Genomic DNA, 22,435 nt, shown 5'->3' on the forward strand with positions numbered 1-22,435 from the left:
TGCGGATGCGTCAGGACGTGACCCGACGGACGTCATGGCGCAAAACCGAACAGCAGGGCGACGCGGATGCGCCGCCCGTAGCAGTCGTTACGCCTTCATCTGGCGCATTGCGTCCGCGAGCATCCACAGCGCTCGGTTGAGCTTCACGTTCTGGTCAATACCGGTAATGGGTCGCGTCGACATCGCGCGGCCCGAGCGGGAGCGGCCATGCAGGCCACCCTTGGTCAGGTTTTCCTGCACCCGGTTAAAGACAGTCCAGAGATCGTCGCGGCGATCCGCGAAACGGCGCGGGGCGAGTAGCTGGCTTTCACTGATGGGCGCCGGGGCTTCGGCGTCGGCCGGGTCGTACCGTAGCGTGAGCGCGGAGCGGGCGAACGCGTGCTGTTCTTCGCGGTCGAGCGTTACCGAGCGCATGCCGTCTTTCTGCTCGCGGACTAGCTCGAACCCGTCGAGCACGTCGAACGCACCGTTGATCACGTTCTGCACCACGTTGCCTTTGTGGGGTACGCGGATATCGACGATGTTCTCGCCTGCGACCATGCCGTTCTGGCAGACAAAGCGGAATGTGCCGGCGAGCATCTGGTAGCTGCTGGTGCCGTCGTGCGAATTCAGCAGCACGATTTCATCGGCTTCCTCGCCGGTGATCCGGTCGGCATGGCGCAGCCGAAGCATGTGCTTGGTGAATTCGCGCTTGCCAGAGTCACGCACGCGCGTTTGACAGATCATGAAAGGCTGAAAGCCTTCGTTGCGCAGCCCGCGCAGCACGTCGATTGTGGGAATGTAGGTGTAGCGCTCGGAGCGGCTTTCATGCTTGCCGTCCGCGAAGATGGCCGGGGCGACGTGGCGAATCTGATCGTCCGAAAGGGGCGCATCGGCGCGTAGCATCGGAGAGCTGTAATGGAATGAGGAAGCGAGTCGCATGGCAATCTCCACAGTCAAGGTTGAGGACCTGAACCGGGCGAGGAGGTGTGTCTTGCCATTGCGGCTGGCTACCTCCCGGTGGAACTCGGGGTTGGCTTTGCTGCCGCCAGGCTCCCGGGTTCCCGCCCGTGCGACTGAAGGAGCCGATCGCGGGCAGGCGTCAAGGAAAAAGGCGAGGGAAGGGTGCGGGCAACACGGTCCCGAGCCCCTTGATGCCTGCTCGCGATCGGCTACGGTCGCGGCTCAAGGGCGGGAGCCTGGGAGCCAGTGCCGATGCCATGTCCCGGGTGGACCGGCGCCCGGTGTTGCGCCAGGGATTGATGCCCGTCAGGGGCGAGACGCGGAACGCGGCTCGACGCACCGCGCGAAAGCCCGGTCATGCCGCATGCGCGGCGTGAGGCGCCCGAAATTGATCCGGGACGACGCAACGCGAGCTGCCCTGCGTTGCTTACAACCAGCGGATTGTGCCGCGGAGATTCAACGACGCACGGCATCAAGGGCTGCGTGCTGCAACGGTCGGTCGGCACGGTGACGGATGCATATGCAGCGAAACAGCGGCGCGCGAGCTGATGAGGTGCGGAGGGTTTTCCCGAGGGCCCTAGCGGGCTACACATGCGTGAGGACGTTTCCGCCATCCAGCCTGCGCGAAACGAACTGGCGTCGGACGACCCGCCACTGTTGCAACGGCGTCACACCTCGGCGTGCCAGCGGGGGCGTCTTCGCATGCGAAATGCATATGCCCGGGATAGGTCAAAGCTGAATTCGGCATGGGCGCCGCGGCAGCCGCGCGGCCCGCGGGATCCGTTTTTCTGCAAACGATGCATGTCGTTGCCTGAATCCGGCGTGCCAATTAGGTATTTGGATGGATCACGCGGCCGTTTGTGTGCGTCGGGTGATCTGATCCGCATGCAGGCCGGTTGCGCCTGGCGCTGCCCCAGGCTCGGGCTCGCCGGTCACGCCGCAACGCCCCCGGATTTTTTGCGATTTCGGCATGGGCGATGCGCGCACGCAGGCTGCCTGTTGGGATAACATGCATGCTCCTGACAGTAAAAGATGCAAAACGATGGGAAAGGGAATCAGGATGCGGTCCGCACTGGACCAACGGGGAAGAGCATGGACCGTCGAGGCGTTGCAGGCGCTGCACGACGGCCAGCAGGAGATACCGGAGCTGGTCTGCGATCATCCGGGCTGCGGATGTGCTGTGCGTTTCGTGCATCGCTACCAGCAGAACCGCGCCAACCGGATCGAGCCGATCGATGTGCCTGCCTACATCGGGCTGACGAGTGATTCCGAGCATGTCACCGCATGCCGTTATGACGCGCCCGGACGGTTGAAGGCGATCCTCGCGCATTCCGACCCGGATTTTGTGAAGGCGCTCGACACCGGCAAACGGGAGCTTCGGCTGCTGGTACTTCACAACGGGCTGCGAGGCCAGGGGCTTTCGGGCGCCACGCCGGTCGGTCCTGGCACGCAGGCGGGCAAGCCGGGTGGTAATGCCAGCAACGCCACCATCGAGGTCGTCGAGTCGGCGAAAAAGCTGTCGGGCTACGTGCGCACGACGGCCGATCTCGTCGCGCTGCGGGCGCTGTGCGAATCAGACACGTTCCTGGCCTCCGAACTGGTGCTGCGCTTCGGTACGCGGCGCATCGCATGGAAGGACTTCTTCTTCGAACGGGAACGGTACGACGAAGCATGGGAACTGGTGACCGCGGGCGGCACGAATGCCTTCCCGATCGCACTGGCGGCGACCGTGCGCTCGCACTACGTGCCGTCACCGGGCGACCGGTACCGGAACGCGTTTCTGAACTGCGAGTCGCTGTACCGGAAAACCGGCGCGCCCGACCGTGTCGAAACGTTTGAAGTCAGCGTCGCGCATGAGGACGGAAAGTGGCTTTCGGACTTCCCGGTGGGTGCCGACATCGTCATGTTCGGTATCTTGCGGGCCCAGGCAAGAGTAGAAAAGCAGGGCAAGGACGCGCGCGATCCGTCTAAGGCGGTCACGTACGTCACGCACAAGTTGATGCTTGAGCCAAAATTCCGGCGCCAGGTGATGCGAACGGACGAATGACCGGGGCGCGCTCGTGCTGCCGGGGCGTGGCCAACGAGCCTGAGGTCAGTCGCGGGGGGGCAGTGTTTCAAAGGCATGCGTGACGCGGTGCGAGCCTACCATCGCTGATGCAGGCTCAGTTCGTCGCAGACGGGTAGCGGGTGCGAAGGTGCGTGAGCGCACGGGCGCCGCAGCAGACTACAGATTCAGACAACGATACAAGACCAGATATGTTTCGTGCTTTTAATCTCGAAGGCGCCGACGACACGCTCTTTGCGCCGTGGAAAGCCTCAGGGGAGGCGCACTTCGCCGGGCAGCGGCAGGCCGTGCGTCGGGCGATTACGTCATACGTCCGCAACGACGTCATCAACGGCCTGAAGGTGAAGGCAGACTGGTTCGGGCAGGTCAAGGCGAATGTATTCATTTCGCACGCGCACCGAGACGAGGCCATTGCTGTCGGGCTGGCGGGATGGCTGCGTGAGGAATTCGGCCTCGACGCTTTCATTGACTCGTGCGTCTGGGGGCACGCGAGCGAGTTGCTCCGGTCCATTGATGACGAGTATTGCAAGCTCAATGGCACGACGTATAACTACCGGTTGCGTAACCGCTCTACCAGCCACGTGCACATGATGCTCTCGACCGCCCTCACGCAGATGATCGACAGTTGCGAGTGCGTCATCTTTCTGAACACGCCGGCGGCGATGACGACGGACGGGTTGCTCGACAAGGACTCGGACGGCCAGACTTCGTCGCCGTGGATCTACGCGGAACTGGTCACGATGCAGGTGATCCGGCGCAGGGAGCCCGTCAGGTCGGCCGGTCGCTGGATGGCCAAGGCCTCGATGGAGCGTCTGAACGAAGGTGCAATGGACAGCCTCGAGGTCCAGTACCCGTTGTACCTGAACGACCTGACGCCGCTTGCAGCGGAGGATCTCGTCGCGTGGATGGAGACGGAAACGATGGGTGAAGACGCCCTTGATGCACTCTACGAACTGAACCCCGAGCCGACGCTGCTGCGTGAGGATTTCACAGAACCCGCGCAGTGAGTGTTTCTCGTCGGGCGACGCCTGATGATCTGAACGGAGAAGAAGATGGCACGCAGGGTGTTCTTCAGCTTTCACTATGAACGCGATGTCCGCCGGATCGTGCAGGTGCGCAATTCATGGGTGGTGCGGGCAAAAGGGGAAGCGCAGCCGTTTTACGACAAGGCGGACTTTGAAGAAGCGAAAAGGCGCGCGGGCGGTATCGAGAAGTGGATCGAAGCGCAGATGAAGGGCACCTCGGTGACGGTTGTGCTCTTTGGTGCGCAGACCGCTGAGCGTGAGTGGGTCCGTCATGAGATCAGGCGCAGTCATGAGCTGGGCAAGGGGTTGCTGGCGATCGACATCCATAACGTGAAGGATCCGCAATGGGGCACGGACGTGCAGGGCACCAATCCGCTCGACTACTGGCAGGTCGAGCAAGGCGGCAGGAAGGTGTCGCTCGGCAGCCTGTACCGCTGCTACGACTGGGTACGGGACGACGGATACAACAATATTGCCTCATGGATCGAGGCCGCGGCGAAGGCCGCGGGTTACTGAGCGTATGAGCCTGTACGAACTGGCCATCCTGGGCAGCGCCACTGATGCCGACCGGCAGCGCCTGGGCGCAACGATCGAAGCCATGATCGGCGACTTCGGCATGACGCTCGGCGCGGACGTGCTGATCCACGACGGAGCGTCGGTACAGACGCGCGATCTGCGTGCCGCTTTTGCCGCCGCCTATTTTGGCGGCGCGCCGCTGGCGGATGTCGACGCGACACGGGAGCTCGTCGCCGCCAGTGCGGCCGTGATCCCGACGGTTGTGCCGGGTGAGCCGTTTGGTGTCGTGATTCCGGACTTCCTGCAGTCAGCCAATGGTCTCACGCGCCGCGATGACGACTCGGGGATGACGGCGCTCGCCTCAGCGCTGCTCGAATGTGTCGGGCTGCTGCGGCGCCAGCGGCGCGTGTTCGTCAGCTATCGCCGCACCGAGTCGCGGGCCGCGGCACTGCAGCTGCATGATCTGCTGTCCTCGCGCGGCTTCGACGTGTTTCTCGATACGCACGACATCCGCCCCGGCGATCCGTTCCAGGATGTGCTCTGGCATCGACTAGTGGACTCGGACGTCATGGTCATGCTCGACACGCCCGAGTATTTCGACAGTCGCTGGACCCGGCAGGAAATCGGACGGGCGCGGGCCAAGGAAATTCAGGTGCTTCGCGTGATCTGGCCACAGCACGTGCCGACGAGGCTGACCGACCTTTCCGAAACCGTGTACCTGGAAGCGGGCGAGCTCCAGGGTGCGGATGGGCCGATTGCGCCCGTCACCGCTGATGCGATTGTCCTGCGCGTCGAGCGGCTGCGCAGTCGCAGCATTGCTTCGCGGTACATGTCGATCACCGGCAAGCTTCGCGCGGACGTCGAGAAGATCGGCGGCGCGGTAGAAGCGATCGGCGCGCACCGTGCGATCGCACTGCGTCTGCTGGATGACCGGAAGATCTGGGCCTACCCGATCGTCGGCATTCCCACAGCCGAGACGCTTCACGATGTTGCGGACAAGGCGCAGCGTGCCGCGCAGCGCGAGGCGCCGGTGCTCGTCTACGACCATATCGGGATTCGCGACGCGTGGACCGACCATCTGCGCTGGCTGGACGAGCACATTCGCGCGGTGCGTGCCATCAAGGTCTCCGAAGCGGGGTGGACGCTGGCCGGGTGGGGAGACTGAACGTGGACGACGCCATTTTCCTTTCGGCCGGGGTGCCGGATCCGCGCAGGGGACCCGATGATGCGGCGAGCGCGGACAGTGTTGCGATCGCCGCCGCCGTTTCCGCACTGGTGCATGTGGCGCTGGGGCGCCGAACGCTGGTCTGGGGTGGTCACCCCGCCATCACGCCGATGATCTGGGTCGTCGCGCAGGATATCGGTGTCCAGTACGAGAAGTGGGTCAGGCTGTATCAGTCGAGCTTTTTCCGGGACGAGTTCCCGGAAGAGAATGCACGATTCCAGAACGTCACATTCACGGAGGTGATGGATGCTGACCGTGACAAAAGCCTGCTGCGCATGCGTGAGCGCATGTTTTCGGAGAACCGGTTCAAGGCGGCGGTGTTTATCGGCGGGATGGGCGGGATTGTGGAAGAGTTCGAACTGTTCCGGCGACATCAACCGCACGCCCGCGTGATTCCGGTGCTCTCCACGGGCGGTGCGGCGCTGCGCCTGGCTGAGCGCTGCGAGTACCTGCCCGCGGATCTGTCGCATGATCATGACTATGTCGCGCTGTTCCATCGGCATCTGGACATATCGGTCAAAGAGGAACGCTATCGCACGCCTGACATGCAGCCGGAGGACGTGCAGGCGCGCTTCTGGACACCCAGGCGGCAATAGTGGTTCTAATGCACGGCGTCGAGTGACTCGGGACGTGGGCGCGCCAGGACGTGTTGCTGCCGGTGCGGGTTCAGATGCCGGATCGGTGCAGACACGCGATGGCGCCGATTCCCTGAAAAAAGAATAGTGTTTTGAAATGCGGTCAATCGTGCAGGGCGGTAACGATCATTGAGGTTTGTCATACGTCTACGGGGGCGGGAAGTGGCAGAACAGAGAAACGTATTTATCAGTCACGTGCATGAGGACGATGCGGGGCTCCAGAAGTTCAAGGACCTGCTGGCGCCGAAAGGGGTGGACGTGCGCGATTCCTCGATTCACACGGGGAAATTCAACAACGCGACCGACGAGCACTACATCAAGACGCAGATCCTGGCGCCGGCGATCAACTGGGCCGGTGTGTTCGTCTGCTACGTCTCGCCGCTCACAAAGAACAGTGAATGGGTGAACTGGGAGATCGAATATGCGGCCAAGCAGGGCAAGCGCATCGTGGGCGTCTGGGAGCATGGCGAGAAGGAGTGTGATCTTCCGGAGGCGTTGAAGCAGTATGCCGATGCGATGGTGGGGTGGAATGGCGACGCCATCATCGATGCGATCAACGGCAAGGATACGTGGGAAAAGCCGGATGGCGGCCCGTGTGATCCGGTACCTCTGAAGCGGCATCCCTGCTGATGGCGCGCATTCACTCCTACGTGGTGCGGTACGACAGCGGCTTCGCACCGAATCCCTTTTACGGCTACTGCACGCTCGCGACCTGCAAGCCGTCGATTCGCCGCAGTGCGGCTGTTGGCGACTGGGTGGTGGGTAGTGGCAGCAACAATCGATCCGTGCGGCGCGGCGGGCATCTGGTGTACGCGATGCGGGTCACGGACACGCGCACATTTGACGAGTATGACGCAGATCCGAGGTTCGGCCTGAAGAAGCCGTTTCGTCACGGCAGCCGCAAACAAAGCTGTGGGGACAACATCTACTTCCGGGACGGGCCGCAGGCGCCGTGGGAACAGCGTGATTCGTTCCATTCGCTGCCCGATGGATCACTTAATCCTGATCACGTACGCAGGGACACGGGCGTCGACCGGGTACTGATCAGTGATGAGTTTGTCTATTTTGGCGGCGAGGGGCCCGCGTTTCCCCGGGACCTGAAAGACCGGCAAGGTCGTCTGCTCTGCAAGTCGGGGATCGGCCTGACGACGTTCGACGATCCACAGCTCGTTGCCGGGTTGGAGCAATGGATTCGCAGTCTGGGGGCGACCGGGTACCAGGGTGCGCCGTTCGAATGGTTGACGCTTCGCAGGTGAACGATGAAGAAGGAAGGCACACTCCTGCTGTCCGACTACGCGGCGCAGATCGCAGCCACGGACGTGCTGGGCCGCAGCGATTTCAATCCCGTCCTGCAGGGCCTGTATGGCGAGGTCGGCGGGATCATGGCGGCGGCGAAGAAGCATGTGCGGGAAAAATCCGCGTTCCCGGGGTTCAGGAAAGCCGCGGAAGAGGAATTCGGCGATACGCTATGGTATCTGGCTGCGATCTGCAGGCGGCTTGATATCCCGCTGGAAGGGGTGTTTGCCGAGGCGGCCAATCATGGCAACTTCCGGAATGTGGGCGCGGCAAGCGACGTCATGGAAGGCGCGATGGCCTACATTGCCGTGCCGGTCGCGGCGCCCGTTGCGCTTGACACGACCCTAGTCCAGCTGGGGCAGTCAGCCGCCGCGCTGCTCGGAACGGCGAGCCCGGATCGTGCCGGTTTGGTCGCGTTTGCGCGGGCCTATCTGGATGCGATGCATGCGGCGAAGCTGGCTTTTTCGGAGGTCGCGCATGGCAACATTCGCAAAGCGCGCGGCGCGTTTCTGGAGCCGCAGACGGTCGACCTCGCCAGCCTCGATTTCGACCGTGAGTTCGGACCCGAAGAACAGTTGCCGCGGCAGTTCCGCATCCGCGTCAATCAACGCGGCAGTGGCAAGAGCTATCTCCAGTGGAACGGCGTCTTTATCGGGGACCCGTTGACGGATAACATCGCGGACCGCGATGGTTACCGCTTTCATGATGTCTTCCATTTCGCGTATGCGGCGATATTGCACTGGTCGCCGGTGATGCGCGCCTTGATCAGGCACAAGCGAAAGAGCAGTTCGCGCTACGATGAAGAGCAGGATAGCGGGCGGGCGATCGTCGTCGAAGAAGGGCTGACGGCGTGGATTTTCTCGAAGGCCAAGGAGCTCAATTTCTTCGAGAACCAGAAGAAGGTCTCGCTCGGCATCCTGAAGACGATTGCGGAATTCGTGAGCGGCTATGAAGTCGAGCAATGCCCGCTGAAGCTGTGGGAACGGGCAATCCTCGACGGTTACGCGGTATTCCGTCAAATGAAAGAACATGAAGGTGGGTGGATCGTTGGTGACCGGGAAGCGCGTTCCATCGCCTATCTGCCACTTGAGTCAAGGGAATGAAGAATCATCCGTTTGTTGAGGCGGTGGCCTCGCTGCAGTTTGAAGATTGCTTCAATCCCTATTCGGATCGTTGCGAAGTCCATGACCGGCGCGACGCACCGCGTCGCCGGGCGGCCGCGCTTTCCGCCATGTTGCGGTGCGCGGTGCAGCAGCCCGTGGACGCGATCTGGATCGGGCGCGACCTCGGGTACCGGGGCGGGCGCCGTACCGGGCTGGCGCTGACTGACGACGTGCATATCAACGACCACGCCCGGCGGTGGAATCTTGCGCCTTCCGACGAGCGCCCGACGAAGGGCAGCGCGGTGTCGGAACGCACTGCCGCGGTGATCTGGAACATGCTCGAGCCTATTGATGCGCGCATTTTCCTGTGGAATGTCTTCCCGCTTCATCCGCATGAAGCGGGCGAACCGTTCTCCAACCGGCAACACAACGCCCGTGAAAGACGTGCCGGCGAGGAACTGCTGCAGCAACTCGTCGTGCTGTTACGGCCGGCCCGGATCGTCGCGATCGGCAACGACGCCGCAGCGGCAGCAAATCGCATTACCGGTTCCGTGCCCGTAATCTGTGTGAGACACCCCAGCTATGGTGGTCAGACGCAGTTTCAGGCGCAGGTCGCCGAGCTGTATGGGCGCTCGGCGAGGGCGAATTCACTGTTTTGATCAGTGACGTCTCCCGATGGATCCCGGCTCGCTTGAACTACGCAGCCATCGCCCATGCTACGGCTTTGCCCGCAATCGATGACGACGTCCCCACGCCGTCGCCCGGGACGGGCTGCGTGGACGTCGTCGGCGGGGGTACGGCGAGCGATTCATCGAATTCAAACATTCAAACGTTCATCGACAGGATATCTCAATGGCTTCCAGGCGAGCGCTCGCGGGCGTACGTGTTCACCTGTCGGGATCGGTCCCGACCACGCATGCGGACGACATATGTCAATTCGTCAAACGGCTTTGTGCAGCGATCTTCAATGAAGGGGGCGCTGTCATTCACGGCAGTCATCCGAGCTTTATACAACCATTGGAAGAGGCGGCACGGGCGTATATCGACGCGGGCGGCGAAGTCGGCGCGTTGACGCTGGTGCGCGCCGAGAAGTTTGCCGCGACACCTGAGCAGATCGACGACATTGAAAGGCAACGCGAGTTCGCAGTTGTGCAGGTGGTCCCTGCTGAAGCGGAGGGCGAGCATGGCAGCGAACTCACGCCGATGCGCGACTGGATGGCGGAGCGATCCGACGTGGTGGTGTGCGTGGGCGGAAGATGGTGGGACACCAATAAGGCGCGGGCCGGCGTGCCGACTGAGCTTGATGCAATGCTTGATCTGGGTAAGCCCGGCTTTGTTGTCGCCGGCTTTGGTGGGGCCATCTCGGGTTACCTGAACGATCATCCGGGTTTGCTGTCGAGCCTGCAAAACGGCCTGTCCGACGTAGAAAACAGGAAAATCGCGCATGAAACTTCCGTTGAGAGTCTCGTCGCTTCAATCGTCAACCAGTTAAAGCGCTTGCCGCTCGTGCGACGTAGCGTTGAGCGCGGTCGCAACTTCAGAATCCTTGCGCTCGATGGGGGTGGATTGCGCGGCACATTTACGGCGGCCGTTCTGGCCAAGTGGGATGACATGCTCCGCAGCGGTGGCGGCAACAGCCTAGTGTCCCACTTTGATCTGGTGGCTGGAACATCAACCGGCGCCATTCTGGCGATTGGGCTGGGGCTGGGGATCAAGCCGGCTCACATACTGGGTTTTTACCGGGAAAAAGGACCGCAGATTTTCCCGAAAGACCGGAGCCTGAAGCACTGGTTACGCTCGAAGCACGAGTCGTCGACGCTGCGCGGCCTGCTGCAGCAGGTCTATGGAGACCGAAAGCTGTCGGACTCGTCGTGCCGGCTTGTCATCCCGACCGTCAGGGCAAAGCATGGTCAGGCCGAGGCGCTCGTTACACCGCACAGTCCTGACCGAACCGCATTCAGAGAGATTCCCGCGGTGGATGCTGCGCTGGCTTCGTCAGCTGCGCCGACCTATTTTGACGAATCGCAATGGAATGGGCCGATCGTGCCGGAAGTTTTTCTGGACGGCGGTGTCTGGGCAAACAATCCGATCCTGCCAGCGCTGGCGGAGTCGGTGCGGCATCTGAAGGTTCCATTGGACCGGATTGACGTCCTGAGTATTGGCACGTTGAGCAGTGAGTCCGATTTTACGGACTCACTCGGAAAGGGTAAGGCCGGGTGGGCCCTGCATAGCGTGGATCTGTTCTTCGCGGCCCAGCAACATGGCGCATTGCTTCTGGCAGAGAGCTTTCTGGGACCCACCCGCCATCTCCGGGTGAATCAGCAAACCCCGATTGAGATCAAGCTCGATGATGCCGAGGCGATCAACGAGATGGCGGCCAGAGGAAACGAAGCGGGCAAGGACACGTTCGGTTCGGTCCGATCGCGGTTTCTGGACGGCGTGCATGCGCCCGACTGGAAACGATACTGAGCGGCCCAACGCCATCGAGTCTCTGCACATGCAACTGCGCAAGATCATCAAGGCGCGCGGCCACTTTCAGTCGGACGAGTTAAGCTGATCTGGCTGGCACTGTGCGCCGCCGCGGAAAATCCTCCCACTCCGCGGGCGCATAGCAGGAAAGGCTTACCGGGAACCAGATCATCGCAGTCGGCGAGATTGATGAATGGATCGCTGACCGTCACATGGGCGACGCGCGCAAAGTTGTCAGTAAACAGGCAGCGTGCTGGAAGACCGAGCGATGCGGTAGTTCGGCGCCAGGTTGGCAGATCAAGATGGGAAGGCAAGATGCGCTGAATCTCGGTTGGCGAACCTACGTTCTAGTGAGAGGCAGATGAATGAAGGGGAATGCAGGTAGCTCCATAGCGTAAATAGTTGTCGTCACATTGCCATTGTCCATCGTCCGACACGCGATGCGCATTTGCAGGCATCGCCAACGGCACACAACCGTTGGGCCCGAACGTTGTTCCGGCAGGGCAGTAAGTGGGATACGGTTGCCGTAACGCGCTAGGGCAGCCAAGTCGGTCAACCCCCGGAGGGCACGAAGGCGTGCTGGCGACGGAATTCGGTGATGTTACCGACGCGACTGCCTGGGGTGGCGTCGCGGAGTAACCGCTTGTTGTTGCAACGTTCTGATTTGGTGGCGGCATTTGTGTTGGTGCCGGTGTCACCGGCTCAACGGCTTTCCCACGGAATGCGTTTAAAAACTGCTCCACTTGCCGAGTGGCGTCTTGCGCATGACCTACCACGGCATGGGACCCGCCAGCCAAGAGAGCGAGTACTACCAAGTGCTTGAAAATCCTATGGTGCCGTGTATCAATCATGGCTTCCTCAACACTACATCGAGGTCGGCCTTAGCCTGCGCCAGCGCTTGATGTGCCGCTTCCAAGGAGCCTTTCGTGTTGTTTTGTCGAGCGACGATTTCGTTGTGGACATTTTGAAGATGCGTCGCACCGTCACGTAACTGTTGCTCAAGGCGCGCTCGGAGGCCTGCAATCTTTGAGTTCACGGAACTGACGTCCTGAGGACTGGGTGCGATAGTGTTTGAGGGGACGAACCGCTGTTCAAGAGTCTTTCGCCAACCCATCAAATTAGCAGTCAATCCAGCGCCAAAGCCAGGCACGGCTGCGATAGCCGATGGCGTGATGTCTGCGGCGGTCTCTATGCCAAAGGATGCGAGAGTCAGTTTGCGCTGCTCACCAACGCCGGATATCTTGGCCGAACGAATGAAGTGCCGGTCTAGGTAAACGTGCAGCTGACGCGCCAGCAGTGTCGAGTGCAGCTGTTTTATTTCGCGCGCGAGTGCTTGGGGTAGATCGTCAATCTGCGCTTTGATTTGGCTAAGGTCTCGCATCACCTGTCCAACTCGTCGGTCGGCTCGCAGGCGCTCATATTCCTGCAAGATGCCATCGTAGTTCCGCTGTGCGACATCAACTTTGGCTCTGCGGGTATTCAGCTCGACGGGGGAGGGTGGGTTGATGCCCCTGATTGCAAACCCGCCTGCAAACAGCCACAGCCACCAAAGCTTTGGTGCTATTAGGGCCAGCACAAAAGCGATGAAGCAAATGAACCCATACGCGAACGTGACATTCGACACTCCTTTGCGGGCGGACGCTGGAATTGGCGCGCCGGTCGGGTTAAGTGGTGACGGCGTGAACGCAGGTAGCGCTGGCAACGTGCCGAGTGTCTGAATCTGGGACCATAGCGCTGCAATATTGGCGCCGACAGTCTGAAAATTGATGTTCGGTCCCGTTGCTGCCGCGTGCGTGAAGTATGGCGTCCCCGCTTTATCTTTCTCGCACCAGATGCAAGTATGCAGATGATTAGGGTACTTGTGCTTTGGTTCAACACTGCACGCTCGAAGAGAGTGCAGCAGTCCCTCAAGCGCGCTAACCCATTCTGCAGCCTTTGGCCGGCCGGACTTCGCGCCGACCTCCGTGAAGGCCCGCCAGAACATATCGCCGATGTTGGACGGCAGATAGTCCAAACTCAGGGCCTTGGGCGGCATGTCGTTCATACGGGCGAGATGGTCTCGGCCGTACGCAAAACGGAACTCTTTTATCGATCGTTCTAGCGGGAGGTCGTAGCGTGTCTTCGGAACACCCGAGAATGGGTGCCGCGCCATAAAGAGCAACTGGAATATGAGGACGGCGAGTCCGAAGTTATCGTGGTTCGCCGTTCGGGTCACTCCGTGGAATGAATTGAGCCCCTGAAGCTCGGGCGGCGTGTAATGAGGAACGCCTACCGTGCAAGGGTAGCTTGTCGTCGACGTATTGACGTGAAACGAGTCGCAGTCGAGTAGCTTGACGGTCCCTTGATGGCTGACAATGATGTTGTTTTCATTGACGTCGCCTATGGCATGGCCGTGGGCGTGTATAGCATCAAACGCCGCCGCGACGTTGCGCGCCGTTCCGACGAGGAATGCGAAGTCAGCCTTTGGAAATTGGTGACGACGACTTCCCACACCGTAAAGTTCGTGTACCGGGTGGTAGCCGGAGAACTTCGGCATGGTGAAGCCGCTGACAGGGCCCGGACGCTTCGAAAGCAGGATGCTGATAGGCCATGCGGATATCTGTTTGAGATAGGAGTCGCCGACTTGCGCCATCGCGCGAAGCTTCGCCTGGCGTTCAGAGGGAAGTGCGTGCAGGTATATTTTCGCAGCAACGTTTTCACCATTATGCACGGCGTCGAATACAGCGCCTTCACCGCCTTCACCGAGCTTCTTGCCGAGTTGAAGCTGGTTACCCTGCTCATCAAACGCCGCCGACACTGCCTGCTCCTGACATTCGCGTAGCAAGAATCAACGTCTTGTCGTCGTCTGTGCGCTCGTTAATCGCGTCGCCAGCCAGAAACCGCTTGAGTGCGGAGCAAAGCTCATCGGTCTGGTCATCCGAAGAGGCCCGGAGAACCGTGAACATCGGCTGAAAAAACGGCTCATGTACCGTTTGCGTTGCGAAAACAAGCGCTAATCGCTGCAACCCGTCCGTGAACAATGCGACCTCATCCGTTGTGTCACGAGTTTCGCAGCGAAGATGCGCGGCGGCGTTCGCGTCGGTCACGAAGTAGGTCATGTTGGCGTATTCGCCGGACTCTGGCCAAAAGACCGGCGACAAGACACCGTCACGGCGCGCGACGATTGCTCCATCTCCAACCTGGAAGTACGTCGCCTGTGTCGGTCCAATAATCGCGCCGAGCATAGTGCAGGCAAGGTCGCGGGTCGTGACCTCTCGTTCCATTGCTGCACTTTCTATCTTCGCTTGTACGGCATCGAGGACCCGTGATGCCAGCGATGGGGAAAATGCTCCTTCGCCAGATCTTTCCACTTCGGCGAGGAGAGTCTGTCCGCCAGTCTCGCATGCAATCTCGGAGCCGATTTCGCCGAATTTCGCGCTCCCTGCACCGTCTGCAGCCAAAGCAACAAGATAACTCGCACCAGCGGCGTCAACGGTTACATGGTAAAAGCAACTGTCTTGGCACGGGTCCGAGCTATGGCTGTGGGAGCTACCGACGACTGAAGCACCAACGACCGCCCAGTTCACACCGACGCCCAGCCAGTAGGCACTGCAAGCGGGACTTCGGTGCCTGGAGTGGAGCGGGAGACGGCGCCCATAGAGGACGACAGCCACTTGAAGAGCTCGCGGAATTTGAGACCTTGCAGGGAAACTGGCTGACGGGCCGAAATCTGGGCCAAGACGTCCATATTTGCGCCCTGGATGCCCACCGCGAAGAACGCAAATTTCTTCGAAGCTTCGCCTTCGCGAACGCGCGCCGCTGCTGCCTGCCACGAGTCAGTCGGGCCGCCGTCCGTAATCAAGAATACCCAAGGACGATAGTACGAAATTCCGTTTGCCTTGTACTCAGCTTTGCGTGCCTCAAGCGTGTCCAGTGCGAGGTTGATTGCCGCCCCCATCGGTGTATCACCCTGTGCCGTCAACGTCGGCGGGAAGAAGTTCGGCGCGGTATGAAACGGCATTTCCAGCGTGGCGGGGCCGAAGCTGACAATCGCCGTGTCAACGCGCTTCATCGCGAGCGAATCGGCTGCCAATTCGTCCTTGAACGTTACCAATCCCGCATTCAGTTGGGTAATCGCGTCGCCGGCCATCGAGCCGGAGCGATCCAGGACCAAGACGCAGGGGCATCGTTGTTCGGGGTTTTCGGCAAAGTTGTCCGTGCCGAACGCTACCTGGGTGGCGAAGTCGTTGAGTTCGTTCATGGTCTTCTCGCTGTGCGGCGCTAGCTATTCGCGAAACCGCGCGTTAGTATTCATTCTTGAGGTGATAATAATCCAAGAAACATGTCCGCAAGTAAAGCTCCGGCGTACTTCAGTTTGCTCGTCGCTGTCGCTGCTGGCGTGCTCATTTCTGGGGCAAATAGGACTACGCCGAGCGCTGCGGCTCCTTCTCCAGAGATTGCGAGCGCGCCGGCAACCGCGACTCTACAGCGAGATGTAAGCGCTGCCAAACCTGTTGTCTGGAAGTCGCAAACCTTGAGTATGGGCTCATTGCGACTGCGCGCGGCGCTGCCTGTGTTGCCGGGAAATGCAAAATGCATACGGCCAGGGCCTGGCGAAGACGAAGTCAGTATCTGCGAGCCATCAAATGCAGCGGCTGATGATCCTCACTGGCAGGTGCGTGTGGTTACACAGCGCGACCGTTTTGTACCTGCAACATGGTTCGAAGAAGAAATTCAATCGCTGCATACGCTGCCTGCTGACGTACTGACCCGGCAACTTGGGAACGAGGCGAATCGTGTGACGAGCGCGGCTTTCACGGACGCTGAACTTGTTCCTCAAGCAGATACTCCTGGCGCGATTGCGATTCATGGAACCGCATCGGGTCCACCAGCGTTGTCATCTTCGGGCCAACAGTCTTGTCTCTACGCATATATGCTGGCGGCCAATCGCCCCACGACCCTTTTATATTGCACTGAAAATATAAAAGGCACGCTTGCTGGCGCAACGATAATTATTTCTTCTCTGATAAAGGCGAATCCGTCGTTGGAATACAAGCGAGCTAGTGCGCAGGCGACGGAACATAGCCTTTATTTGAGACGCCTGAAGGCTGCGGGTGGGGCAGTTGGTTCACCCGAGCTTGCGGCGTCAGAGCAGGTGTACGAGCAGGCGGCGCAAAGCGAATGTCAGAAATATCCGCCTATATCGCAGGAGCGATTCCAATGCTTTGAGGGATTTGCGGCGAATCGCATAGCAGAACTTTGAACTGTTTCGTAGAAAATTCGATTGCCAGTTATACTGTCTATCCGCAGGGTAGGTGGTCCAGCACTGATGAGCTTTGCACGCACAAGAAAACACAAGACCAGTTATTAGCACGCTCAGCGTGCTATTGGGGAACAGCATGGCAGCCTTGGGAAGTGGCCTGATGGTAGTTGGTGTGCTCACAGCCTTGGCGGGCGTGGGAGGCTTTGTCGACACCCGTAAGGTGGATCGGCGATATAAGACCGGCTATAAGAACAACGAACCTGATACCCGAAATTTCGGCCGCGCAGGTAAGGTTTTACTGTACGGGATTGGAATCTGCATCATCGGAGCGGCTGTCAATAGTTTCCTTGATTCGAAAGACGGAGTGCCCCCTGCAGCCACCGTCGAAAGCCAGCACGCGGCTGCACCGGAACCTGTTTTGGCTGCCGCCAGCGATGCAAACCTGTCGTCAACTGCTGTGGTAAAGCTAGATCCAAGCGCTGCACAAATCTCTCAGCAGAGTCCCGATGTGCTGGCCTCAAATGAGCGTATCTCGAATTCTGATGCAGTCTCCGGAGATGGGGGCAAACCGGCACAACTTCCACGGAACGGCAGTGTTGCAGATGCAGGTGCTATGCCGACAGGCCGATCGCAAACGTTCGTGACAAGCTTCGACTGCAGGCGGGCAACTCACGACGATGAAATTGCGATTTGCGGCGATGCGGGGCTGGCAGCTATGGACCGGCGGTTGAGTCAGTTGTACGTTGCATCGATGAGAACTATCTCGGACCCGCAGGCTCTGAAGCGGTCTGAGTCTGATTGGGTGCTGGCTCGGCGAATGTGCGATAAGGACGTTGATTGCCTCCGTCGTTTGTACGGAGAACGCATTGGGCAGTTTTTGGGATCGATGGGCTCGAAGCCGTTGCTTGCTACCGATTCGCAGACCGAGAAGCAGTAAAGTTTTTTCTCGGGTCGCGGTAGTGGTTTTTCAGCCGATTTCTCGAGACTAGGGACGGGCTGGACGCCCGGGGGCGTGGGCGTACATGTTGTTCTACTTCGCCGCTTTTAGCCGAAGGTATTGACACGGCAAGGTTATGCCTTCGGAAAGCTGCCTGGACTACATTCGATAGTGCCTGACGGTATCTGTGACGGTATCCGCGCAGAATGTGTCTTCGGATGTCCGGTATCGGAATTTTTCAGTTGAAAGTATAGGTGAATATTTCGGTGCAGTGTGTCCAAGGCGGATAACTACCGGACAGGATGTTCGGTATCGCTGACGGTATCGACGTCCCGTGCGGGGGCGGAAACGCCGTCCCTACAAGGCCGCCGCCTCCTGGTTGACAATCGAGTGGGGATGGATTCCCTGGTGCCGATTGTGCCGTGGAGCGAGTGTGCTGAAGGTAGCGATGCTATTTGAGTTTTGCTGGCTTCTGCAATGTCATTGGGCGGATTGCAGATGGCGCGGCTCTTGACGACGAGGACGACAGCGTCTGTTGAGCGAGTGGTTAATCACGATTTGTAAAAATTGTCTGATTAATCAGGGGTGATGGTGGATCTTCTGATTGAGTGGGGCGGGGTATGACGGTAATTGAATTCATAAAAATTACGTCTGGGATAATATTTGCAACTATTGGATTTTTGGTTGCGGTGGCTAAAGTGGCAGAAGATGCTGTTCATCCAAGAATCGCGCAGAGATTTGCGACAGAGTTTCGAAAATTTGCGGCAACTCCATCGCTTTCTCGAGCATATGTGCTTGCATCTTTGTCTTCGGATGCGGTGTTTGGATTCAGGATGTTGTCTCTCCGGTCGTTTATTGTTTCCGTTGGAATTAGTGTTGGGTGGATTGTAATTTTTTTGCTGGTCGGTTTTTTAATGTTTGGTCGCGGTTTGTGGGTATTTAATGGGGTATTTACTCCATTTGTTGTCGAAAGGTTCTGGGGATTTGCAGTCCTGGGGGTATTTGTCGACTTTTTGTCAACGTTGATTACGAGGCGGTTGCTCTTAACATCTCTCTCCGTGGGGCCGATCAAGAGATGTTTTATTGTCGTGGTAAGTGTTGTTCTGGTGATTGCTAATTTTTATGTTGTATTTGGCGTGGTGAAATGGATTATTACTGGTTATGGGTTTTATGGTATTTTTGATTCGATAGTAAATTGGATTTACAATTTCTCAAGTCTTGATTTGTTGAATAAGCTAATTCATGATGCCACGCTTGTTCCGGATGGGCCGGGGCAATATAAGATTCTGAATGGTGAAACTGAGGTTGTCTATGCTTTTCCGGAGGGGTTGTTTTTTCTTTCGAGTTTGCTGACCACCGTTTGGATTTGGCTTCATCTTGGAAGTGCGCTGTTGTTGAAGGGTGCGATCAAGGTGGATGCACTGAAGAATCGGCTGGTATCGCTGTCGAATATTGGTGGAAAGCCGTTTATGTCGGTGGTGGCGATATTTTCAGTGATGATTGGATTTTTGTGGGTTTTGTCAATTATTTCGATAAGTATTGGTCGTTTTATTTAGTGGTCTGTTATATTCGTGTGGGAATAGTCCAGTTCTTCGTTCGATATGCTGACATAGTTCAGCATGGCGCGGCAATATAGTCCGTCCACTCGTGCATTGCGCGGCAACGATCATCGGCCAAAGTTGCTCTATCATGGGGCTCCTGTATGTCTCCTCGTTTCGCGTGTGCGAGTTGAACTGCAAGGGAGCTGATGTCGAGGCGTAAGATGCTCGACTACGCGCAGCGACCGAGCGTCTAGCACTGGTGTTCACGGTTCATCCGACGGTATCGTTGTCTGTATCGCACTTGCAGCTTGTCCGAACCTGTTTCGAGCAGGGGGTTTTTGGGTGAAGCCAGCCTCCTTGTTTCGATGCGAGTTGCTGAAAGCTATCAGCAGCCGAGTCGGTATATCGGTATCGCTTACGGTACCGAGGCCGGGCGATACATCGAGAATCCAGTATTCGTAGGCGATTGGCAGACGGAGTGGGTATGGGAGCGTGCCGCCGCGGGTTCGACTTGGTGACCGCTTCCTCGCAGAGGTGAGGGCCTGCCACCACCTTCGCTCCTTCTGTTGCCGAGAAGTAACATTAATTTATCGAAAAGTTCCGATTCTGTCCGGCGTAGGCTCCAGCGTAGGTTTTGCGGTGGAGGATTGTCAGGAAAGGCTCATTCACTACTTCGAGGAGAACGAATAGGGGAAATTTCGGACAGGTCCGGGCTGGTCCGAGCCGATCCGGGAGGTTCATTAAGTAGCTGAAATATAACGATAATTATGGGGCTTACCGCGCCCCTATCGCTGCTTCGACGCTTGTCTACGCTTAGCTAAACTTGCCGCCCTGGCGTAGGTTTCCGTGGCGTTGCGCACGAAACCTACGCCGCGTATGCTTTTCTCGGGAAAAACCTACGCCGAGGGAAGAATGCGCCTCGATGCTCGTATCGTCGCCAAGCTGCCGAGCGGCGAGCACATGACCTTTGAGGGATTTCCTGGGCTTCGCCTTCAGGCTTCAGCGAGTCGCAAATCGTGGACGTATCGCTACAAGTCGCCGGTCGACGGCCGCATGAGGCAGGTGAAGCTCGGCGAGTGGCCCGCGATGGCATTTGCTACAGCGATCTCCGCGTGGGAAAAGAGTCGCGCCGAGCGCGATTCTGGCGTCGAGCTTTCCGTTCCACGTCGAAAGCGGGAAGAGGCGGCTGCTCGTCCATCACCAACCAGCTACACCGTCAGGGAGCTGTGCCGCGACTATCTGGAAGGCCACGTAGAACCAAATCGGAAGACGAAGGGAGCAGTCGAAGTCGCCCGTATATTCAAGGCGATGCTGGAGCCTATTGCGGACACCAGCGCGGCGACCATCACACGCGCCCAGGCGTTCGATTTCCTGGATTCATATCGCTCGACGCCGGTGCTCGCGGCGCGCCTTCGCATGGAACTCGGAGGTGCCTGGAACTATGCGCTGGATGCCGGGCGCCTTCCCGACACCACTGCGAATTGGTGGAAGGATGTTTTAAGGGGGCGATTGAAGAGCAAAGGCCGCAAGGTCGAGGGAAAATACACCGGGACGCAGAAACGAGTGCTGTCGGTGGACGAACTCGGCATATTGATCCGCTGGCTGCCGAATTTCAGTTTGACTGTCGCTGATGCGCTGACGCTCTATCTTTGGACTGGCACGAGAGGGGGCGAGATCGTCGCCATGGAGTGCGCCGAGGTGACGGAGGAATCCGACGGCCTCTGGTGGACTATCCCGAAACACAAGACCAAGGGGCTGCAAAACGAGAGAGCAACGGATCTGCGCGTGCCGCTCATTGGTCGTGCAGAGGTTGTTGTGCGACGGCGCCTCGATCAGGCTAAGGGAACCTTTTTGTTCCCGTCTTCGCGCGGAACGTCGATGGACCAGACGGTGGTCCAGCACGGCGTCTACTACCATCAACCATATTGCAAGATCGCGCCGAAACATGACCGGCCGCGTTTGCCAGTCACGCACTGGTCAGCCCACGATCTTCGACGAACAGCCCGGACATTGCTTGCAATGATGGGATGTCCCAATGATATTGCCGAAGCAGTCCTCGGCCATGTGCAACCCGGAATCATCGGCGTCTACAACCGACACACCTATGATAGGGAGCGCCGAGAGTGGCTCACGCAATTATCTCGTCGATTGGAGTTGAGTGCTGCGACGTATCCCGCGAAGAAGTAGGCGGGCGATGCCGATTGTAGTGGCTGGTCTTCGAGGGTGGCAGGACGTCGACGCAAAGAATAACCTCGGCAGCCGGCTAGGAACTGTATCCAGAGATATAGCGACAAGTATGGTGCGATACGGTATTGGCCTTCTGACATACTGAGTCTATCGGAATTCCGTCGTTCTTGAATCGAGAGGAATCGACCCAACGGAGCAGGACTGCAAGAAGGTTTGGCTCAGCCTCTTTTGGTGGAGGACTGCAACGGAACTTCGGGGAAATCCATCGTCCAATGGACGCACCACCAAATAGAATTTGGTTCCTATCAGCGCATTTGCTGCACGTGGTATTACCCATTAAATTTGGATATGCGCGGTCAATCGTAAGCATGAAAGGCTTGCCGTACATCATCGATTCCCCCTGTTGTTCACGTTGACAACGCCGCCGCGCAGACAAGGAATCAAGGGTATTGAGCTGAAGGCGACGTCGCGATGAAGATCTGTTTTTCGCTGAAAGAAGTGGCAGAGGCGCTCTCGCTATCACCGGCGACGGTACAAAAGCTCGTGCGTGACAAGAACTTCCCTGAACCGCGACTGCTATCGGGCAGAAGGGTGGGATGGCTCGTACACGAGGTTCAGACGTGGGCGGAGACTCGCCCGGTTGCTGACTTGCTGCCACCGGAGAATACGGGGAGGAGAAGGCGGTAAGGTCGTCGAGATGCCCAGACTAATCAAAAACTTGGAATGGCGATACATCGGCGGCAGCGTGTACGCGCCCGCGACATCGAAGCGTTCAATCGTGAGAACTGAAGGGGAACATAGTAAATGATATGAACGCCTCCCACCCATGATCGGTGGGAGCCGGCAGGAAGGCGGAGCCTCACGGTGAAATTTACTAGGATCCGGCTGGCCCTGTTTGCTGGGGGCAGGTCAATCAGAGCTTCGAGAGAATCACGCTGTTCAATTAGCTCTTGGTACGTTTTCATTGGCTGCCGTCGATAGGCTTGAAATTCTCTTCAATGACATAGATCACTTGGCGTGCAGTCAAGTGCTCGTGTACACAATACAACAGCGATTCAATGTCGGCCGGATGATGAACATCCGGTCGCCAAGCTAGGAATTGATGTATTTTTCAGTAAATTGGTGCTCATTCGATTGGAATTGATGGTCGCTTCGGACGCATGGAGTGAAGGTGTTTGACATTGTCAATATTAAAAAAATCAAGCCATCTAGTGTGGAGGTGGGCGGGGCGGCCGGGGCTACTGGGTAAGGG

Annotated in this window: 19 protein-coding genes and 1 pseudogene; 15 read left to right on the forward strand and 5 right to left on the reverse strand. The window is 58.6% G+C overall.

The genetic code is table 11. The features are described from left to right. Positions 1 to 87: 87 nt before the first annotated feature. Positions 88 to 921, reverse strand: coding sequence for a DUF932 domain-containing protein (locus DPV79_RS19125; RefSeq protein ID WP_113046184.1), 834 nt, complete (start codon positions 919 to 921; stop codon positions 88 to 90). A 1,081-nt stretch (positions 922 to 2,002) separates the two neighbouring features. Here DPV79_RS19125 and DPV79_RS19130 point away from each other — a divergent pair. From DPV79_RS19130 to DPV79_RS19175, 10 genes are all read left to right on the forward strand, one after another. Continuing rightward, positions 2,003 to 2,989: a hypothetical protein gene (locus DPV79_RS19130; RefSeq protein ID WP_244321775.1), complete on the forward strand. Its 987-nt coding sequence runs from the start codon at positions 2,003 to 2,005 to the stop codon at positions 2,987 to 2,989. A 209-nt stretch (positions 2,990 to 3,198) separates the two neighbouring features. Further along, a complete protein-coding gene (locus DPV79_RS19135; RefSeq protein ID WP_113046186.1) occupies positions 3,199 to 4,014 on the forward strand; it encodes a toll/interleukin-1 receptor domain-containing protein in 816 nt (271 codons plus the stop codon). A gap of 45 nt (positions 4,015 to 4,059) precedes the next feature. Continuing rightward, the gene (locus tag DPV79_RS19140; protein WP_113046187.1) at positions 4,060 to 4,548 is read left to right on the forward strand and encodes a TIR domain-containing protein; all 489 of its coding nucleotides are present in this window, start codon (positions 4,060 to 4,062) and stop codon (positions 4,546 to 4,548) included. A 4-nt stretch (positions 4,549 to 4,552) separates the two neighbouring features. After that, the gene (locus tag DPV79_RS19145; protein ID WP_113046188.1) at positions 4,553 to 5,713 is read left to right on the forward strand and encodes a toll/interleukin-1 receptor domain-containing protein; all 1,161 of its coding nucleotides are present in this window, start codon (positions 4,553 to 4,555) and stop codon (positions 5,711 to 5,713) included. Positions 5,714 to 5,715: 2 nt separating this feature from the next. After that, positions 5,716 to 6,369, forward strand: a complete 654-nt coding sequence (locus tag DPV79_RS19150) for an SLOG domain-containing protein (protein ID WP_113046207.1) — start codon at positions 5,716 to 5,718, stop codon at positions 6,367 to 6,369. 201 nt (positions 6,370 to 6,570) lie between these two features. Then, entirely contained in the window at positions 6,571 to 7,038 is a 468-nt protein-coding gene (locus DPV79_RS19155) for a TIR domain-containing protein (RefSeq protein WP_054315297.1), read from the forward strand. Further along, on the forward strand, positions 7,038 to 7,664 hold the full coding sequence (locus DPV79_RS19160) for an Nmad2 family putative nucleotide modification protein (RefSeq protein WP_113046189.1): 627 nt from the start codon (positions 7,038 to 7,040) through the stop codon (positions 7,662 to 7,664). The genes DPV79_RS19155 and DPV79_RS19160 overlap by 1 nt, the downstream gene beginning before the upstream one ends. A gap of 3 nt (positions 7,665 to 7,667) precedes the next feature. Continuing rightward, entirely contained in the window at positions 7,668 to 8,807 is a 1,140-nt protein-coding gene (locus DPV79_RS19165) for a nucleoside triphosphate pyrophosphohydrolase family protein (protein ID WP_113046190.1), read from the forward strand. Then, a complete protein-coding gene (locus tag DPV79_RS19170; protein ID WP_113046191.1) occupies positions 8,804 to 9,466 on the forward strand; it encodes a uracil-DNA glycosylase in 663 nt (220 codons plus the stop codon). The genes DPV79_RS19165 and DPV79_RS19170 overlap by 4 nt, the downstream gene beginning before the upstream one ends. Before the next feature lie 193 nt (positions 9,467 to 9,659). Continuing rightward, complete coding sequence (locus tag DPV79_RS19175) at positions 9,660 to 11,276, forward strand: CBASS cGAMP-activated phospholipase (protein ID WP_113046192.1); 1,617 nt, start codon at positions 9,660 to 9,662, stop codon at positions 11,274 to 11,276. 47 nt (positions 11,277 to 11,323) lie between these two features. On the opposite strand, the pseudogene DPV79_RS43390 reads toward DPV79_RS19175, so the two are convergent. The 4 genes and pseudogenes from DPV79_RS43390 to DPV79_RS19195 form a co-directional block, all read right to left on the reverse strand. Then, a pseudogene (locus tag DPV79_RS43390) lies at positions 11,324 to 11,605 on the reverse strand (hypothetical protein); the annotation flags it as partial. Between the two features lie 518 nt (positions 11,606 to 12,123). Further along, entirely contained in the window at positions 12,124 to 14,073 is a 1,950-nt protein-coding gene (locus DPV79_RS19185; RefSeq protein ID WP_113046193.1) for a helix-hairpin-helix domain-containing protein, read from the reverse strand. Continuing rightward, positions 14,057 to 14,929 carry a PP2C family serine/threonine-protein phosphatase gene (locus DPV79_RS19190; RefSeq protein WP_341867608.1) on the reverse strand — a complete coding sequence of 291 codons (873 nt, stop codon included), beginning with the start codon at positions 14,927 to 14,929 and terminating at the stop codon, positions 14,057 to 14,059. The genes DPV79_RS19185 and DPV79_RS19190 overlap by 17 nt, the downstream gene beginning before the upstream one ends. Next, on the reverse strand, positions 14,839 to 15,516 hold the full coding sequence (locus DPV79_RS19195) for a vWA domain-containing protein (protein WP_113046195.1): 678 nt from the start codon (positions 15,514 to 15,516) through the stop codon (positions 14,839 to 14,841). The genes DPV79_RS19190 and DPV79_RS19195 overlap by 91 nt, the downstream gene beginning before the upstream one ends. An 81-nt stretch (positions 15,517 to 15,597) precedes the next feature. On the opposite strand from DPV79_RS19195, the gene DPV79_RS19200 reads away from it, so the two are divergent. The 5 genes from DPV79_RS19200 to DPV79_RS19215 all read left to right on the forward strand — a co-directional run bounded on the left by DPV79_RS19200 (position 15,598) and on the right by DPV79_RS19215 (position 21,870). Further along, on the forward strand, positions 15,598 to 16,518 hold the full coding sequence (locus DPV79_RS19200) for a hypothetical protein (RefSeq protein WP_113046196.1): 921 nt from the start codon (positions 15,598 to 15,600) through the stop codon (positions 16,516 to 16,518). Positions 16,519 to 16,654: 136 nt separating this feature from the next. Further along, on the forward strand, positions 16,655 to 17,455 hold the full coding sequence (locus DPV79_RS19205) for a lysozyme inhibitor LprI family protein (RefSeq protein WP_113046197.1): 801 nt from the start codon (positions 16,655 to 16,657) through the stop codon (positions 17,453 to 17,455). A gap of 620 nt (positions 17,456 to 18,075) precedes the next feature. Beyond that, entirely contained in the window at positions 18,076 to 19,011 is a 936-nt protein-coding gene (locus DPV79_RS42155) for a hypothetical protein (protein ID WP_133295687.1), read from the forward strand. An 897-nt stretch (positions 19,012 to 19,908) separates the two neighbouring features. Next, positions 19,909 to 21,183: a tyrosine-type recombinase/integrase gene (locus DPV79_RS19210; protein ID WP_113046208.1), complete on the forward strand. Its 1,275-nt coding sequence runs from the start codon at positions 19,909 to 19,911 to the stop codon at positions 21,181 to 21,183. A gap of 471 nt (positions 21,184 to 21,654) precedes the next feature. Further along, the gene (locus DPV79_RS19215; RefSeq protein ID WP_113046198.1) at positions 21,655 to 21,870 is read left to right on the forward strand and encodes a helix-turn-helix transcriptional regulator; all 216 of its coding nucleotides are present in this window, start codon (positions 21,655 to 21,657) and stop codon (positions 21,868 to 21,870) included. The last annotated feature ends 565 nt before the right edge of the window (positions 21,871 to 22,435 follow it).

The sequence above is a fragment of the Burkholderia reimsis genome (assembly GCF_003294055.1).
GTDB classification, from domain to species: domain Bacteria; phylum Pseudomonadota; class Gammaproteobacteria; order Burkholderiales; family Burkholderiaceae; genus Burkholderia; species Burkholderia cepacia.

What these genes read in the sequence shown, in the direction of transcription:
- DPV79_RS19125 (WP_113046184.1), bottom strand. Translation starts at nt 921, where the DNA reads ATGCGACTCGCTTCCTCATTCCATTACAGCTCTCCGATGCTACGCGCC.
- DPV79_RS19130 (WP_244321775.1), top strand. Translation starts at nt 2,003, where the DNA reads ATGCGGTCCGCACTGGACCAACGGGGAAGAGCATGGACCGTCGAGGCG.
- DPV79_RS19135 (WP_113046186.1), top strand. Translation starts at nt 3,199, where the DNA reads ATGTTTCGTGCTTTTAATCTCGAAGGCGCCGACGACACGCTCTTTGCG.
- DPV79_RS19140 (WP_113046187.1), top strand. Translation starts at nt 4,060, where the DNA reads ATGGCACGCAGGGTGTTCTTCAGCTTTCACTATGAACGCGATGTCCGC.
- DPV79_RS19145 (WP_113046188.1), top strand. Translation starts at nt 4,553, where the DNA reads ATGAGCCTGTACGAACTGGCCATCCTGGGCAGCGCCACTGATGCCGAC.
- DPV79_RS19160 (WP_113046189.1), top strand. Translation starts at nt 7,038, where the DNA reads ATGGCGCGCATTCACTCCTACGTGGTGCGGTACGACAGCGGCTTCGCA.
- DPV79_RS19165 (WP_113046190.1), top strand. Translation starts at nt 7,668, where the DNA reads ATGAAGAAGGAAGGCACACTCCTGCTGTCCGACTACGCGGCGCAGATC.
- DPV79_RS19170 (WP_113046191.1), top strand. Translation starts at nt 8,804, where the DNA reads ATGAAGAATCATCCGTTTGTTGAGGCGGTGGCCTCGCTGCAGTTTGAA.
- DPV79_RS19175 (WP_113046192.1), top strand. Translation starts at nt 9,660, where the DNA reads ATGGCTTCCAGGCGAGCGCTCGCGGGCGTACGTGTTCACCTGTCGGGA.
- DPV79_RS19195 (WP_113046195.1), bottom strand. Translation starts at nt 15,516, where the DNA reads ATGAACGAACTCAACGACTTCGCCACCCAGGTAGCGTTCGGCACGGAC.
- DPV79_RS19200 (WP_113046196.1), top strand. Translation starts at nt 15,598, where the DNA reads ATGTCCGCAAGTAAAGCTCCGGCGTACTTCAGTTTGCTCGTCGCTGTC.
- DPV79_RS19205 (WP_113046197.1), top strand. Translation starts at nt 16,655, where the DNA reads ATGGCAGCCTTGGGAAGTGGCCTGATGGTAGTTGGTGTGCTCACAGCC.
- DPV79_RS42155 (WP_133295687.1), top strand. Translation starts at nt 18,076, where the DNA reads ATGACGGTAATTGAATTCATAAAAATTACGTCTGGGATAATATTTGCA.
- DPV79_RS19210 (WP_113046208.1), top strand. Translation starts at nt 19,909, where the DNA reads ATGCGCCTCGATGCTCGTATCGTCGCCAAGCTGCCGAGCGGCGAGCAC.
- DPV79_RS19215 (WP_113046198.1), top strand. Translation starts at nt 21,655, where the DNA reads ATGAAGATCTGTTTTTCGCTGAAAGAAGTGGCAGAGGCGCTCTCGCTA.